Genomic DNA, 12,465 nt, shown 5'->3' with positions numbered 1-12,465 from the left:
GTTATTTAGTCGCATAAGGCCAAAGCAGAGATTGCCCCATCTTTGCTTTGGCTCTTTTTTTGTGAAAGTACATCGAAATATCCATGCTGGCGCCAGCATTTTAAGCGAAATGCTTTTGATTCATTTTCAGCCTGTATGATATAATACATTTCGGAAAAGGGAGTGAGACAATGTCGCCTGCTTTAATGAAGATGTGGGTATCTTTAGCTTCAATGGGGTTCATGTTCATATCAATATTAATGATTTATCTGAGCCGGTATAAATTAAACAATAAACCGCTTAAATTCATATCTGCCCTTGTTGCGTATCTGTTAATGATTGTTTCCGGGTTAATCATTCTGTTTGTCGTTTTGAGCGGACCTACCAATGAATAACAAATTTAAAAACCTGAAGGATTGGAATCTATGAAAAAGAAGCTAGCCATGCTGTCAATGACAGCGGTTTTATCCTTTCTGCTTGCCGGATGCATGTATCCGGAGGACAAGCTTTCGCAGAATCAGACACCATATCAGGATCAGGTCAATTCTGTCCAGAGTGCTGTTGATCAGTTTCAGGAAGACAATGGAGGCATCCTTCCTATAAAGACGAGGGAGGAAGATACACCTATTTACCAGAAATATCCGATAGATTTCAAGAAAATCTCGCCAAAATATATGGCCGAGCCGCCAGGGAACAGCTTTGAATCCGGAGGCATCTTCCAGTACGTAATCATGGATGCGGAAGAAGATCCAAAAGTCAAGCTCTTCGACCTCAGGATGGCTGAGGCGATCAGGGATATCAAAGTACGCATCAAGCTGCAGGGATATCCGCCATATAAAGAGAAAATCGCCGATAATGTCTATACACTCGATTATGCAGCCCTTGGCTTTAAAGAGGAACCGCTGGCAGTGAGTCCGTACACCAGCCGCGATCTCCACTTTGTTGTCTCAGGAAATGGAGACGTTTACGTAGACTATCTGCCGGATCTCTATGAGGCGGTGGAAAATAACAAAGAGCATGGATATAAGGAAGGCGATGATATACGCTCGCTCCTTGGGAAAGATTCCCTCTTTGTCCCTGCCTATTCGCTTCCTTATACAATTAATGCCAAAGGAGAACCAATCTTTTTGGCGAAATAGTCATAACCCTTCTTCTGCAAAATATATTGTAGGAGAAGGGTTTTTCTTTTTTAAAAGCAATTTTCCAGCGTATAGAGAGAGTGTGCTTTTTCAAAGCGGGAGAGTAAGGGGATAAAAATAAAAAAACTGTCATAAAGAAATAGGACAACGTCATAAATATATAATGTCCAAAAATAATTGAATGATAGGATAATATTATCCCACTAACTCAAGATTCAGGAGGGGATCACTTGGAAAAGGTAGATATTTTTAAAGATATTGCCGAAAGAACAGGCGGCGATATTTATTTCGGAGTAGTTGGTGCCGTCCGCACTGGTAAATCCACGTTTATCAAAAAGTTCATGGAGCTGGTGGTGCTTCCGAATATGAGCAATGAGGCAGACCGGGCGCGCACACAGGACGAACTCCCGCAAAGTGCGGCAGGAAAAACCATCATGACGACAGAGCCCAAATTCGTCCCTAATCAGGCAGCTGCCGTCCAGGTGGCAGAGGGGCTGGATGTCAACATCAGGCTCGTCGACTGTGTCGGCTATACAGTGCCTGGAGCCAAAGGCTATGAAGATGAAAATGGTCCAAGAATGATTACTACACCTTGGTATGAAGAACCGATCCCCTTCCATGAAGCAGCGGAGATCGGGACAAGAAAAGTCATCCAGGAGCATTCAACGATTGGTGTTGTCATCACAACAGACGGTACAATCGGGGAAATACCGCGCACGAATTATCTCGAGGCTGAGGAAAGAGTCATTGAGGAGCTGAAAGAGGTCGGCAAGCCTTTCATTATGGTCGTCAACAGCGTCCAGCCTCACCACCCGAACACTGAAGCGCTGAGAGTCCAGCTGTCTGAGAAGTATGACATTCCAGTGCTGGCCATGAGCGTGGAAAGCATGAGGGAAACAGACGTATTGAGCGTAATGCGTGAAGCATTGTACGAATTCCCGGTACTCGAAGTAAATGTCAACCTGCCAAGCTGGGTGATGGTCCTGCGGGAGAATCACTGGCTCCGCGAGAGCTACCAGGAAGCTGTGAAGGAAACCGTCAAGGATATCAAACGGCTGAGAGATGTAGACCGTGTTGTCCACCTTTTCAGCGACTATGAATTCATAGACAGGGCAGGCCTCGCCGGAATAGAAATGGGCCAGGGGGTTGCAGAGATCGACCTCTTTGCCCCGGATGACCTATATGATGAGATTTTGAAAGAAATTGTGGGGGTTGAAATCCGCGGCAAGGATCATCTTCTTGAACTGATGCAGGACTTTGCCCATGCGAAAGCTGAGTATGACCAGATTTCGGATGCGCTGAAAATGGTGAAGCAGACCGGCTACGGCATAGCAGCACCGTCGCTTGCTGATATGAGCCTTGATGAGCCGGAAATCATCCGTCAGGGAGCACGTTTCGGGGTACGCCTCAAAGCGGTGGCGCCTTCCATCCATATGATCAAGGTGGATGTCGAATCCGAGTTTGCCCCGATCATAGGCACTGAGAAGCAAAGCGAGGAGCTTGTCCGCTATCTGATGCAGGATTTTGAAGACGATCCTCTATCCATCTGGAATTCTGATATATTTGGCCGCTCCCTCAGCTCCATCGTAAGAGAAGGAATTCAGGCAAAGCTTTCTCTCATGCCTGAAAACGCCAGATACAAGCTGAAGGAAACGCTGGAAAGAATCATCAATGAAGGATCCGGCGGCCTGATTGCCATCATCCTATAATGAAAATCTGAAGGGCAGCGGAAGCTGCCCTTTTTAGCGCTTCTTTTTTAGCGTGGTATACTGGGGACCGTTTTGGAACTTTATCAAGGGCTCTTACCGTAAAGATTGTTGCTTTTAATGATTATAAAGAATGATTTACATTTTTCGGTATCGCGTGAAGAAAGGTTTTTTGGGCTAACAGGGCAGGAGTGATTTTAAAAAACAGGAAGTCTTATTCTTATTTGAGTGACCAGCAAGCCTTAAAATAAGGGGAGAATTTCCGGTTAAGCTGCTGAATATGGTCTGGGTGATTGTAAATAAGCGGAAAATTTCCGGTTATGTGGAGCGAAAATGCCCATTTTCCTGTTTTTTGAGTCGATAGACGGAATTTCTCCGTCTATTTGAGCTGTTTTTAGAGTTTTTTCAAACTTAGGGGGAAATTCTCCGCTTATTTTTCAGCATGTCGCTATGGCAAGCACTAGCAGCATTTGCCTCCTGAAGGTGTAATTTATCACCTCTTACAAGGAAGGCAAAATAGCAACAATCTATGAGAAAAGAGCCTTATCAATTGGCTGTGTTAAACATTGCTGTTAATCTGTACTCAGTCGTATGAAACTTAGCTTGATTCCTTAGAGCAGTGCTGAATGCCAGACTGAAAGCTTCCGTTATCAACAAGGAGCCCTAGGTAAGCCAATTGATAAAATAGGATATATGTTTTGAAAAATAGTGATTTGGGTAACAAAAAAGGGTGTCTTATTACAAGTTTGTTTCAAATAAGAAAAGATTACCATTAATTAATGAATATTTCTTGATATGCCCAGATGATTATGATAATCTTTTAACAGAATTACCGTCGTGGCCGCGAAAACCCTTATATATTAAGGTTTTTTAGCAAAAAAGATTGAAATCTTCATGCCGTTCATTTAATATAAGGTATGCCAATCATCACGACGTATAGAATTCCGTAAATTTGTTTACAAATGATGATAAGATCCTTATCAGGGCAAGATTTTTGGGAGGAGGTGAAAGGCATGAACAAGACAGAACTAATTAACGCAGTTGCTGAAGCTGGCGAGCTTTCTAAAAAGGACGCTACTAAAGCAGTTGACGCTGTATTTGATACTATTCTTAACGCACTTAAAAATGGTGATAAAGTACAATTGATCGGTTTCGGAAACTTTGAAGTCCGCGAGCGCGCTGCACGTAAGGGCCGCAACCCGCAGACTGGTGATGAAATCGAAATCGCTGCAAGCAAAGTTCCTGCTTTTAAACCAGGTAAAGCGCTTAAAGACGCTGTTAAATAAGTACATACCGTGCTTTAAGCTTATGCTTGAGCAAAAGGCCGCGAAATTCTTCGCGGCCTTTTATTTTTGCTTGGGAATATATAAATGGTAAGTTGCAGGCCATGAGCAATTCTTGATCATCATCCAGCAGCTGCACCGAGGTCACAAGCCTCACACCTTGTATTTTGCCTGTTTGGAAATGGATGTGCTAATATGTAGGGGTAAAGGCACTAGAGAGATATGGTTTAGGAGGATGAATCATGGCAAATGTCAACCGCGCCCAAATCGAAGAAGCGGTGCGTTCTATATTAGAAGCAATCGGAGAAGACCCTAACCGCGAAGGCCTGCTCGATACACCAAAGCGTGTGGCCAAGATGTATGAAGAGGTTTTTATGGGGATCGGACAGGATCCTGAAGAATACTTTGAAACTATTTTTGGAGAAGAGCATGAGGAGCTTGTTCTTGTAAAGGACATCCCATTCTACAGTATGTGTGAGCACCATCTGGTACCTTTCTTTGGGAAGGCTCATGTTGCCTATATCCCCCGGAATGGAAGGGTGACCGGGCTCAGCAAGCTTGCAAGGGCCGTCGAGGCCGTGGCAAAAAGACCGCAGCTGCAGGAGCGGATTACCTCAACTGTAGCGAATGCTATCATGAAAAAATTGGAGCCCCACGGTGTAATGGTCATCGTAGAGGCTGAGCATATGTGCATGACGATGAGAGGCGTTAAAAAGCCTGGTTCCAAAACTGTCACTTCTGCTGTAAGAGGTGTTTTGGCAGAGGATGCCAGGGCCAGGGCTGAAGTCCTTTCATTAATTAAAGATTAATCTGTCCCGGAGGCTGAAAGTACTGCTTTTAGCCTTTTATCTTGGCCGATTGCGGCTTGAAGGAGTGAAGGATATGGAAACAAGAAATAATCCGGCAGGAGACTATGTGGTAATTAAAGCAAAAGAAGACGGCGTGAATGTAATCGGGCTGACCAGAGGCTCAGACACGCGCTTTCACCATTCTGAAAAACTTGATAAAGGGGAAGTCATGATCGCTCAATTCACCGAGCATACTTCCGCAATAAAAATCAGGGGCAATGCTTCCATCATGACATGCTATGGAGAAGTGGAAAGCGAAGCGAAAAAATAGGGGCAGAGCATCCGAAATTTCCAGAGTGCTCTTTAAGCCTGGCATTTTTGCTTCTGGCGGAACATAAGTTTCAATATAATCTGCCACGGCAACCCCTTTTATGATATAATTGTCTCTGTTTCATTGTGGACAATATTAAAATGGCCCCTAATGGCGAATGCTATATGGGTAGCGCCCAGACCAGCACCGCTTTATATAAAACGAATGCACGAGCATCATAGGAAATACATAAATGACCTTCGGGGAACAAGGGTGATCAGATTGCAGGATATTAAAATAAATATGGAATATGTCCGGAAGCAGATTGAGGGAAAGGTTCTCCACCCCTACCTGCTTAAATATATTGATGAGCCGGTTATCGATCAGGATAAGCTGCTCCTTCTTGTCTCCATGCTCAATGAAGCTGAATTGACTCAGAAGCAGAAGAATGACTACTCAGTGACAGCCATGCTTATACAAGTCGCCCTTGATACCCATGAACAGGTCAGCAATACACAAATTGCCGGCGAAATGCAAAAAAACAGGCAGCTTACGGTCCTCGCCGGCATTTACTACAGCAGCTTATATTATAAGATTCTCTCGGAATCAAAGGATATTGGAATGATCCGGCTGCTGTCGGACGGCATCAAAGAAGTGAACGAGCATAAAATCTCTGTATACCAGCATGAAACGGAAAATGTCGAAGGACTGATGGAAAGCGTCAGGCTGATAGAGTCCTCACTGTTCTCAAAAATTGCAGAATGCTTTAACAAACCGGCATGGACCGAACTGTCATCCCACCTTCTGCTGATGAAGAGACTCATGGAAGAAAGGGGACGCTATCTGGATCAGGGGACATCGTTTCTGTTTGAACGACTTAAACGCCTCGTATTCCCTAAAAAGGAACAAGAGCTTGCCGACCTGTCTGCTGAGCAGAAAAGATATCTTCTTCTGATAGCCAACCGCTATATCGATCATTCTAAAGATATGATTGACAAAGGCATGAAAGCTGTCCCTTTCCTTAATAGCCTGCTGGAGGAGCGGATCCATTCCATTCTTGACCAGCATCAACCCATGACAAAATCAATTGCAGAAGAAGGGTGACCCTTATGGAACAACAATCCAAAGCAGAGCGCGTACACGGCGTATTCGAGAAAATATACGGAAACTATGACCAGATGAATTCTGTCATCAGCTTCCAGCAGCATAAGCGATGGCGCAGGGATACCATGAAAAAGATGAATGTCCAAAAAGGGCAGAAAGCACTGGATCTATGCTGCGGGACTGCAGACTGGACCATTGCGCTTGCAGAAGCTGTCGGTACTGAAGGTGAAGTCAAAGGGCTGGATTTCAGTAAAAATATGCTGAAGATCGGCGAGGAAAAGGTGAAAAGCAGGAATTTGTCCCAGGTGGAGCTCATTCACGGCAATGCGATGGAGCTGCCGTTTGAAGACAATTCTTTTGATTATGTCACCATTGGCTTTGGCCTGAGGAATGTCCCGGATTATATGCAGGTCCTGAAGGAAATGAACCGGGTCCTTAAGCCGGGCGGGATGGCAGTATGCCTGGAAACCTCCCAGCCGACCATGTTCGGCTACAAGCAGCTCTATTATGCTTATTTCCGCTACATCATGCCGCTGTTTGGAAGGGTGTTTGCGAAAAGCTATAAGGAATATTCCTGGCTTCAGGAGTCGGCAAGAGATTTTCCAGGCATGAAGGAGCTTGCTGCGATGTTTGAGAGCGCTGGCTTCAGTAATGTATCCTTCAAGCCGTACAGCGGTGGAGTTGCTGCTGTCCATACAGGCTTGAAGTAAGTTCTGCATCTGTTTGCAGCCGGAGAAAGATGGGGCTTTCCGAGACTGGCAGGCCCCGAGAAAATAAGTACTTGTTGCTCGTCGATTTAACAGGCTTGCAAACATGATTAAAGCTGGGTGGATACAAGATGAAATTAAAGATGATGTATTCATTTTTAGATTCTGACATTAATATTATTGAACAGTCATTAGAGGAGACCGTGCAGGCAGAGTCTCCTTTATTGCGAAATGCATCCATGCATTTGCTGCAGGCAGGAGGAAAAAGAATCCGTCCTGTTTTTGTTTTGCTGTCTGCAAAATTCGGTTCCTATGATATCAGCGAGATAAAAAAAGTGGCTGTAGCACTGGAACTCATCCATATGGCTTCCCTGGTGCATGATGATGTAATTGATGATGCAGAGCTGCGCAGGGGCAAACCCACCATCAAAGCGAAATGGGACAACCGGACGGCTATGTATACAGGCGATTATATTTTTGCCAAGTCCCTCGAAGTGATGACGGAAATAGAGCGGCCGGAAGCCCATGAAATCCTGGCAAAGACCATTGTGGAGGTTTGTGTGGGGGAAATTGAGCAGATCAAGGACAAATACCGATTTGACCAGAACCTCAGGGACTACCTCTTGAGGATCAAAAGAAAGACGGCACTGCTGATTGCGGCAAGCTGCCAGCTTGGGGCGGTTGCTGCCGGAGTAGATGAAAGCATCCACAAGAAGCTGTACAAATTCGGCTACTATGTTGGGATGTCCTTTCAGATTACCGATGATATCCTTGATTTCACGGGAACGGAGAAGGAACTTGGAAAGCCTGCAGGGGGAGACCTGCTCCAGGGGAATATTACGCTGCCTGTCCTATTTGCCATGGAGGACGAAGACATTCGCCGGGAAATCGTTAAAGTGAATGAAACGATGGATAGCAAAGAAATTGAAAAAGTGATCTCCCTGATTAAAAATTCCGGCGCAATTGAGCGTTCGTTTACTGTCAGCAACCAATATTTGTCCAAGGCGCTTGCAGTCCTTGATACCCTTCCGCAAAACAGGGCCAAAAAATCGCTCCGGGATATTGCTAAATTTATTGGCAAGAGAAAGTTTTAAGCGGTTGCAGAATTGTCGAAAAAATGATACTATTCTCCATGGATGTCTCTATTATAGAGCTGTTCATACATAAGATTTTAGGAGTGGAGACAATGGAGAAAACATTTTTAATGGTCAAGCCTGACGGCGTCCAGCGCAACCTTGTCGGTGAAATTGTCAGCCGTTTTGAGAAAAAAGGCTTTCAGCTTGCCGGCGGTAAATTGATGGTTATTTCAAAGGAACTGGCTGAGCAGCATTACGGAGAGCATAAAGAGCGCCCATTCTTTGGTGAACTTGTTGATTTCATTACTTCCGGACCGGTATTTGCAATGGTTTGGGAAGGTGAAAATGTTATTGCGACAGCCCGCCAGATGATGGGATCCACAAATCCTAAGGATGCTGCCCCAGGGACAATCCGCGGAGATTTTGCCGTAACTGTAGGCAAGAATATCATTCACGGCTCAGACTCTCCTGAGAGTGCAGAACGTGAAATCGGCCTTTTCTTCAACGAATCCGAGCTTGCCGGCTATTCCAAACTGATTAATGACTGGGTTAACTAATCCATTAAAGACACTTGCCTGCAAGTGTCTTTTTTTGTAACCGCATACACATTTTTTGGCGAAATATAGAAAAAAAACACTCTCCTTTCTCTTTTTTCAGCTATACTAGTTTTAAATAAGCAATAAGGGAGAACAGAAATGCCGGGGGAATATCAGGAGTTCATCAGACAGATTAAAACAAAGACAGGAATCGATCTTTCACTTTATAAAGAGGCGCAGATGAAAAGGCGCCTTATCTCTCTTTATGAAAAAAAAGGGTACCATTCTTTTTCGGATTTCTACCAGGGGTTAAGCAGGAATAAAGAATTGCTGGATGAGTTCCTTGATCGCATGACCATTAATGTATCTGAGTTTTACCGGAATGCGAAACGGTGGGACATACTTGAAACTCAGCTGCTGCCTGCTATGTCTGCCAGAGGAGGCAGGCTGAAGGTATGGAGCGCAGCCTGCTCCACAGGAGAGGAGCCTTATACGATTGCCATGATTCTGGCAAAATTCATGCCTCTCTCTCAAATCCAGGTGCTTGCTACAGATATTGACGAAAAAGTGCTGGCAAGAGCGCAGGCAGGCATTTACCAGGAGAGATCTCTGAATGAGATGCCTCTTGAGATGAAAAAGAAGTACTTTACACAAGAAGGAAGCCTTTACAAAATATCAGACGACATAAAAAAGACTGTTGTCTTTAAAAAACAGAATCTGCTGTCTGATCCCTTCGGAGGTCCGTATGATTTAATCGTATGTCGGAATGTCCTTATTTATTTTACAGAAGAAGCAAAGGATGGGCTCTACCACAAGTTCAGCGGAGCCTTGAAGCCCGGAGGACTGTTCTTTGTAGGCAGTACAGAGCAGATCTTCAATCCCGGCCTGTATGGGCTGGCAACGGAGGACACGTTTTTTTACAGGAAAAAATAGAGGGAAGTAAAAACTGTGAAGAGGTCTTCATGGTTTTTTTCTATTATAAGAAGGATTGCTTATTGCACTTGTTTTTGTAGTGCCGCTGGAGGCATGCTAAAATGGCATCATCGGCAAACAGGAGGGGAACTTGCCGGGAGAGGCTGAATGAGTTTTTTTCGCCAGATGTCTGAAAAATTCTTAATTTTTGCTATGCTAATGATAGTGTGTGTGATATATTGGTACATAATCCTTTAATGAGTTGAAGGGGGAAAGAGTTTTGAGATACTTAACAGCAGGTGAATCACACGGTCCTCAGCTGACCGTTATTATTGAAGGGATGCCGGCAGGAATGCCGCTGCTCGAAGAAGATATTAATGCCGAACTGGCCAGAAGGCAGAAAGGCCATGGCCGCGGAAGGCGGATGCAGATTGAAAAGGATACCGTGCAAATTGCCGGCGGAATCCGCCATGGCTACACTTTAGGTTCACCGGTCGCACTTGAAGTAGAGAATAACGACTGGAAGCACTGGACAAAAGTTATGGGCCAGGAGCCGGTTTCTCCTGAAGAAGAAAGCGAAATAAAGAGGAAAATCTCACGGCCGCGCCCAGGGCATGCAGATTTGAACGGTGCCATCAAGTACGGGCACCGCGACATGCGCAATGTATTGGAGCGTTCATCTGCCAGGGAAACGACAGTCAGGGTGGCAGCCGGAGCTGCAGCTAAGAAGCTGCTCAGTCTGCTGGGAATTGAAGTCGCCTCACATGTAGTTGAAATCGGCGGGATCCAATCTGCCGCTGCTTCGTATGAAAGCCTGGCCGAAGTAAAGGAAAGGACGGAAAACTCTCCGGTCCGCTGCCTTGATCCGGAAGCAGAGCCAAGGATGATGCAGGCCATTGACGATGCAAAGGCCAATGGCGATTCAATCGGCGGGATTGTCGAAGTAATTGTTGAAGGTATGCCTGCAGGCGTTGGATCATATGTCCATTATGACAGGAAGCTGGATGCAAAGCTGGCTGCTGCCATCGTTAGCATCAATGCATTCAAAGGAGTCGAATTCGGACTGGGGTTTGAGGCTGCTCGCAAGCCTGGAAGCGAGGTCCATGACGAGATTGCCTGGAATAGTGAAGATGGCTATACCAGGAAAACTAATCGCCTTGGAGGATTTGAAGGCGGTATGACTACAGGGATGCCGATTGTAGTAAGAGGTGTTATGAAGCCGATTCCTACCCTGTATAAGCCGCTGCAGAGTGTAGACATCGAAACGAAAGAGCCATTCACTGCAAGCATTGAGCGGTCTGACAGCTGCGCTGTCCCTGCTGCTGCCGTTGTTGCAGAAAATGTCGTTGCCTGGGAACTGGCCTCCGCTATATGCGGCCAGTTTTATGCAGACAGAATGGATGCTCTGATTGATAGTGTAAATGCACAGCGGAAATATGCGAGGGAATTTTAATGGAGACCATCACCATTAAAACCCCTTCAAAAGAATATCCGGTCCTGATCGGCGCCGGTGCTGTGAGAGAACTGGGCGGCTTGCTTAGCGAGAAGCTTCCCGGCCTGACCAGCCTGCTGATTATAACGGATGAGACAGTAGCATCCCTGCATCTTGACAGGGTGAAAGAAGCCCTTGCTGAATTTAATCCTTCTATACATATTGTTCCAAGCGGGGAAAAAGCAAAAACGTTTGACGTTTATTATGCAGCTTTGACTTTTGCTCTTGAAAAGAAACTTGATAGGAAATCGGCTGTCATCGCCCTGGGGGGAGGAGCAGTGGGAGATCTCGCAGGCTTTGCTGCCGCCACCTTCATGAGGGGCATCCCGTTCATCCAGGTTCCGACAACCATACTTGCGCATGACAGCGCAGTGGGAGGCAAGGTAGGCATCAACCATCCTGAAGGCAAAAATATGATTGGTGCATTCCATCAGCCTGAAGCTGTTGTTTATGACCTGGATTTTTTAAAGTCGCTGCCCGATAGGGAGATAAGGTCAGGGCTTGGTGAAGCAGTCAAGCACGCACTCATTAAGGACCATTCTTTTTACAGCTGGCTGCTGGATAATGTCCACTCGCTTAAGGACATGAAAGATGAGGAATGGCTGTTCATTCTTTCGAAAGGCATACAGGTTAAAAATGCTTTTGTTTCCGAGGATGAAAAGGAAGCAGGGGTCAGGGCCTTCTTGAATTTTGGCCACACACTCGGACATGCAATTGAAGCGGAATCCGGATATGGAAAAATGACACACGGCGAAGCGGTGGTCATCGGGATGCTGTATGCCCTGGAACTAAGCATCGAAAAATGCGGACTCGATTTCGATACCGGGCAATTCCGGGACTGGCTGATGGGCCTGGGCTATTCCATTTCATTGCCGGAGGGCCTTCATCCTGCAGAACTTCTGTCCAGGATGAAGAAGGATAAAAAGGCAATCGGGCAAGCAGTGAACTTTGTTCTTCTTGATAGTATCGGCCATCCGGTTCTCTCAGAAATCCCTGACGGGGAGCTTAAGGAAGCGCTGGAGATGTTTGCCGTAAAGGGGGCTGAAAAATGATCAGAGGTGTCAGGGGAGCAATTACAGTGCAATCGAACACAGAAAAAGAGATTGCAGCAGCAGCAGAACTCCTGTTAAAGAAAATGATAAATGAAAACAGCATAGCCCCGGAAGAGGTTGCTTCTGTATTCATCTCCGCGACTGATGATATTGACCAGGGTTTCCCTGCCAAAGCCATGCGGACGCTTGATGGCTGGAAGCATGTACCGGTAATGTGCATGCGTGAAATGTCGGTACAGGACGCTCTGCCGCTTTGCATCCGGGTTATGATCCATTTAAATACAGAAAAGAGCCAGCAGGAGATCAGCCATGTTTATCTTGGGGGAGCGGTTGTCCTCAGGCCTGATTTGGAAAAGAAATGATTCTGCCTCTCACCAGACA

At 45.7% G+C, this 12,465-nt stretch carries 14 protein-coding genes; all 14 read left to right on the top strand.

Going from position 1 to position 12,465, the window contains the following annotated elements:
* Positions 1-170 precede the first annotated feature (170 nt).
* The 14 genes from CYJ37_RS12925 to aroH all read left to right on the top strand — a co-directional run bounded on the left by CYJ37_RS12925 (position 171) and on the right by aroH (position 12,446).
* Entirely contained in the window at positions 171-374 is a 204-nt protein-coding gene (locus CYJ37_RS12925) for a DUF2768 domain-containing protein (RefSeq protein ID WP_009794837.1), read from the top strand.
* A gap of 30 nt (positions 375-404) precedes the next feature.
* Positions 405-1,118: a hypothetical protein gene (locus CYJ37_RS12920; RefSeq protein WP_094767146.1), complete on the top strand. Its 714-nt coding sequence runs from the start codon at positions 405-407 to the stop codon at positions 1,116-1,118.
* A gap of 230 nt (positions 1,119-1,348) precedes the next feature.
* Positions 1,349-2,827: a stage IV sporulation protein A gene (gene spoIVA, locus CYJ37_RS12915; RefSeq protein WP_009794839.1), complete on the top strand. Its 1,479-nt coding sequence runs from the start codon at positions 1,349-1,351 to the stop codon at positions 2,825-2,827.
* 1,010 nt (positions 2,828-3,837) lie between these two features.
* The gene (locus CYJ37_RS12910) at positions 3,838-4,110 is read left to right on the top strand and encodes an HU family DNA-binding protein (RefSeq protein WP_009794840.1); all 273 of its coding nucleotides are present in this window, start codon (positions 3,838-3,840) and stop codon (positions 4,108-4,110) included.
* A 239-nt stretch (positions 4,111-4,349) separates the two neighbouring features.
* Positions 4,350-4,916: a GTP cyclohydrolase I FolE gene (gene folE, locus CYJ37_RS12905; protein WP_009794841.1), complete on the top strand. Its 567-nt coding sequence runs from the start codon at positions 4,350-4,352 to the stop codon at positions 4,914-4,916.
* Positions 4,917-4,989: 73 nt separating this feature from the next.
* Positions 4,990-5,226, top strand: a complete 237-nt coding sequence (gene mtrB, locus CYJ37_RS12900; RefSeq protein ID WP_022544139.1) for a trp RNA-binding attenuation protein MtrB — start codon at positions 4,990-4,992, stop codon at positions 5,224-5,226.
* A gap of 252 nt (positions 5,227-5,478) precedes the next feature.
* Positions 5,479-6,309, top strand: coding sequence for a heptaprenyl diphosphate synthase component 1 (locus CYJ37_RS12895; protein WP_035403033.1), 831 nt, complete (start codon positions 5,479-5,481; stop codon positions 6,307-6,309).
* Between the two features lie 5 nt (positions 6,310-6,314).
* Positions 6,315-7,019, top strand: a complete 705-nt coding sequence (locus CYJ37_RS12890; protein WP_094767147.1) for a demethylmenaquinone methyltransferase — start codon at positions 6,315-6,317, stop codon at positions 7,017-7,019.
* A gap of 128 nt (positions 7,020-7,147) precedes the next feature.
* On the top strand, positions 7,148-8,110 hold the full coding sequence (gene hepT, locus CYJ37_RS12885) for a heptaprenyl diphosphate synthase component II (RefSeq protein ID WP_094767148.1): 963 nt from the start codon (positions 7,148-7,150) through the stop codon (positions 8,108-8,110).
* A 92-nt stretch (positions 8,111-8,202) separates the two neighbouring features.
* A complete protein-coding gene (gene ndk / locus CYJ37_RS12880; RefSeq protein WP_094767149.1) occupies positions 8,203-8,649 on the top strand; it encodes a nucleoside-diphosphate kinase in 447 nt (148 codons plus the stop codon).
* A 138-nt stretch (positions 8,650-8,787) separates the two neighbouring features.
* Positions 8,788-9,561 (top strand): CheR family methyltransferase, encoded by a 774-nt coding sequence (locus CYJ37_RS12875; RefSeq protein ID WP_101550191.1) that lies wholly within the window; start codon positions 8,788-8,790, stop codon positions 9,559-9,561.
* Positions 9,562-9,820: 259 nt separating this feature from the next.
* Positions 9,821-10,993 (top strand): chorismate synthase, encoded by a 1,173-nt coding sequence (aroC, locus tag CYJ37_RS12870; RefSeq protein ID WP_101550190.1) that lies wholly within the window; start codon positions 9,821-9,823, stop codon positions 10,991-10,993.
* On the top strand, positions 10,993-12,084 hold the full coding sequence (gene aroB, locus CYJ37_RS12865; protein WP_101550188.1) for a 3-dehydroquinate synthase: 1,092 nt from the start codon (positions 10,993-10,995) through the stop codon (positions 12,082-12,084). The genes aroC and aroB overlap by 1 nt, the downstream gene beginning before the upstream one ends.
* Entirely contained in the window at positions 12,081-12,446 is a 366-nt protein-coding gene (gene aroH / locus CYJ37_RS12860; RefSeq protein WP_101550186.1) for a chorismate mutase, read from the top strand. The genes aroB and aroH overlap by 4 nt, the downstream gene beginning before the upstream one ends.
* The last annotated feature ends 19 nt before the right edge of the window (positions 12,447-12,465 follow it).

Source organism: Bacillus sp. UMB0728 (assembly GCF_002858875.1).
Lineage (GTDB): Bacteria > Bacillota > Bacilli > Bacillales > Cytobacillaceae > Bacillus_AB > Bacillus_AB infantis.
Note: the sequence above shows the minus strand (reverse complement) of the source record. Positions and strands in the feature narration are given on the sequence as shown.

What these genes read in the sequence shown, in the direction of transcription:
- aroH (WP_101550186.1), top strand. Translation starts at nt 12,081, where the DNA reads ATGATCAGAGGTGTCAGGGGAGCAATTACAGTGCAATCGAACACAGAA.
- mtrB (WP_022544139.1), top strand. Translation starts at nt 4,990, where the DNA reads ATGGAAACAAGAAATAATCCGGCAGGAGACTATGTGGTAATTAAAGCA.
- CYJ37_RS12920 (WP_094767146.1), top strand. Translation starts at nt 405, where the DNA reads ATGAAAAAGAAGCTAGCCATGCTGTCAATGACAGCGGTTTTATCCTTT.
- CYJ37_RS12890 (WP_094767147.1), top strand. Translation starts at nt 6,315, where the DNA reads ATGGAACAACAATCCAAAGCAGAGCGCGTACACGGCGTATTCGAGAAA.
- CYJ37_RS12910 (WP_009794840.1), top strand. Translation starts at nt 3,838, where the DNA reads ATGAACAAGACAGAACTAATTAACGCAGTTGCTGAAGCTGGCGAGCTT.
- CYJ37_RS12925 (WP_009794837.1), top strand. Translation starts at nt 171, where the DNA reads ATGTCGCCTGCTTTAATGAAGATGTGGGTATCTTTAGCTTCAATGGGG.
- folE (WP_009794841.1), top strand. Translation starts at nt 4,350, where the DNA reads ATGGCAAATGTCAACCGCGCCCAAATCGAAGAAGCGGTGCGTTCTATA.
- hepT (WP_094767148.1), top strand. Translation starts at nt 7,148, where the DNA reads ATGAAATTAAAGATGATGTATTCATTTTTAGATTCTGACATTAATATT.
- CYJ37_RS12875 (WP_101550191.1), top strand. Translation starts at nt 8,788, where the DNA reads ATGCCGGGGGAATATCAGGAGTTCATCAGACAGATTAAAACAAAGACA.
- ndk (WP_094767149.1), top strand. Translation starts at nt 8,203, where the DNA reads ATGGAGAAAACATTTTTAATGGTCAAGCCTGACGGCGTCCAGCGCAAC.
- aroB (WP_101550188.1), top strand. Translation starts at nt 10,993, where the DNA reads ATGGAGACCATCACCATTAAAACCCCTTCAAAAGAATATCCGGTCCTG.